Annotated in this window: 2 protein-coding genes and 1 pseudogene; 2 read left to right on the plus strand and 1 reads right to left on the minus strand. The window is 72.3% G+C overall.

The features are described 5' to 3' along the window. The first annotated feature begins 5 nt into the window (after positions 1-5). A pseudogene (locus LLG88_11390) lies at positions 6-419 on the plus strand (MFS transporter). A 53-nt stretch (positions 420-472) separates the two neighbouring features. On the opposite strand, the gene LLG88_11395 reads toward LLG88_11390, so the two are convergent. Beyond that, positions 473-1,045 (minus strand): flavodoxin family protein, encoded by a 573-nt coding sequence (locus LLG88_11395; protein MCE5247504.1) that lies wholly within the window; start codon positions 1,043-1,045, stop codon positions 473-475. 134 nt (positions 1,046-1,179) lie between these two features. Here LLG88_11395 and LLG88_11400 point away from each other — a divergent pair, with 134 nt between their 5' ends. Then, on the plus strand, positions 1,180-1,536 hold the full coding sequence (locus LLG88_11400; GenBank protein MCE5247505.1) for a VOC family protein: 357 nt from the start codon (positions 1,180-1,182) through the stop codon (positions 1,534-1,536). The last annotated feature ends 249 nt before the right edge of the window (positions 1,537-1,785 follow it).

Here is a 1,785-nt window from a genome sequence, read left to right on the forward strand (position 1 = left end):
TGCTGATCGGGCCGGTCGCGGGGCGCGCCGTGGACCGCCACGGGGCGGGGCCGACCCTCGCCGGCGGGGCGGCGGTCTTCGTCGTCGCGGTGCTGCTGACGCTCGCGCCGTCGCTGCCGTTGGTCGCGCTCGCGCTGGCGCTGGTCTGCGCCGGGTTCTTCTCCGTCCACGCCGCGGCGGTCGCCGCGCTCAACCGGCGCCTCGCCGCGTCGCGCGGCCGCGCCAACGCGCTCTACACGCTCTTCTACTACCTTGGCGGCGCGGCCGGCATCACCGCCTCCGGCCACGCCTACAAGGCCGCGGCGTGGCACGGCGTCGCCGCGCTGGCCTTGGCCGCGCTCGCGCTGCTCTTCGCCGCGGGAATTGTCGAGGCGCGCGCCGCGGACCCCGCAGGTCGCCGCGGCGCCGCTCGTCCCGCGGGAAACGTCCGCGCGGTGCGCCGCGCCGTCGGACTTGGTTCGGGGCGCGCGCGTCAGGCGCGCCCCTTCGCGACGACCGCGGCGAACTCGGCCACGCGCCGTCCGAGGTGCTCCGCCGTCTTGAGGTCGCTCGGAAGCGGCGCGACGTCCGGGCCTTGGTCGGCGTTGCTCTGCGCCATCGCGCCGAGCGACGAGCCGAGACGGTTGAGGTCCTCCACGCTGCCGGTCGAACTGTTGTTCCCCGGCAGCAGCCCGAGGCTCACCCAGATCATCCCGTGCTGCGCGGCGAAGACGGCGAGCGAGGCGAGGGTGTTCTGCTTGTCGCCGTTCTGGCTGGCGGAGTTGGTGAAGCCGGCGGCGATCTTGTCCTTCCACGCTTGGGCGGCCCAGCGCTTGGACGACTTCTCCATGAAGAGCTTGAACTCCGCGCTCTCGTTCGCCATGTAGGTCGGCGTGCCGAAGATCAGCGCGTCGGCGGCGTCGAGCTCCTCCCACCGCGCGTCCACCTCGCCGACCGGCACGAGCGCGACGTTGGATCCGGAAACGGAGGCCGCGCCGCGCGCGACGGCCTCGGCCTGCTTGGCGGTGTGCCCGTAGCCACTGTGGAAGACGACGGCGACGTTCATGGTCCTTCTCCTCGGCGCCCGGCGGCGTTCCGCCCGCGCTCGACTGAAACTATGATGGTTACCGTAAATGCGCAAGGAGAAATTCGCGCGGGCGGCGATTGACGGCGGCGGGGGACTTGGGCGAAAGTCGCGCCATGATCGAACGAATCGCCTTCACCCTGTACCCGGTCAAGGACGTGGCCCGGGCCCGCGCCTTCTACGAGGAGGCGCTGGGGCTGGCCGTTTCCAGCGACTTCGGCGGCCATTGGATCGAGTTCGAGCTGGCGGGCGGCGTCTTCGCCGTCTCGGACATGATCCCCGACCTCGGGCCGTCGGCGGAGCGGGGCGGCAAGATCGCCTTCGAGGTGGACGACGTGGACGCGCTGACGGAGACGCTGCGCGCGTCCGGCGTGCCGGTCGTCGTCGAGCCGTTCTCGACGCCGGTCTGCCGGATGAGCGTCGTGCTGGATCCCGAAGGGAACAGCCTGACCCTGCACCACGTGACCGCGTAGGGGAGGCTGGCGCGTCCCGATCGCCGCGTCCGCGCTCAAGATCCCACCGCGCCTGCCTCCCGACGTGAGCCTCGCGACACGTTGCCTTTGTCGTAGGGGAGGCTGGCGCGCCCCGATCGCCGCGTCCGCGCTCAAGAACCCACCGCGCCTGCCTCCCGACGTGAGCCTCGCGACACGTTGCCTTTGACGTAGGGGCGGCTGGCGCGTCCCGATCGCCGTGTCCGCGCGCAAGATCCCACCGCGCCTGCC

The sequence above is a fragment of the bacterium genome (genome assembly GCA_021372775.1).
In the GTDB taxonomy this organism is placed as follows: Bacteria; Acidobacteriota; Polarisedimenticolia; order J045; family J045; genus JAJFTU01.